Annotated in this window: 1 pseudogene; it reads left to right on the top strand. The window is 67.7% G+C overall.

Annotated elements, in window-relative coordinates:
* A pseudogene (locus tag QMG73_RS46185) lies at positions 1–272 on the top strand (IS630 family transposase); the annotation flags it as partial.
* Positions 273–310: the final 38 nt, after the last annotated feature.

Here is a 310-nt window from a genome sequence, read left to right as displayed (position 1 = left end):
CACGGAACAAGGTCGAACTGGTGTTGACCCCGACCAGCGCTTCCTGGGCCAACCCGATCGAGGCCCAGTTCGGCCCACTACGCGCCTTCACCATGGCCAACTCCAACTACCCCAACCACACCGTCCTGGCCCGCGACCTGCACACCTACCTACGCTGGCGCAACGCCAACGCCCGCCACCCCGACGTGCTGGCCGCACAACGCCGCGAACGCGCCCGCATCCGCAGCGAACGCCAACAACGCTGGGGCCGACCCCGCACCAAGGCGGCCTGACGACCAGACCCGGTGAACGTTCATGGTCACCGCACTAG

This window comes from Phytohabitans aurantiacus, assembly GCF_027923225.1.
GTDB classification, from domain to species: Bacteria; Actinomycetota; Actinomycetes; order Mycobacteriales; family Micromonosporaceae; genus Phytohabitans; species Phytohabitans aurantiacus.
This window is presented reverse-complemented; position numbering and strand designations above follow the sequence as displayed.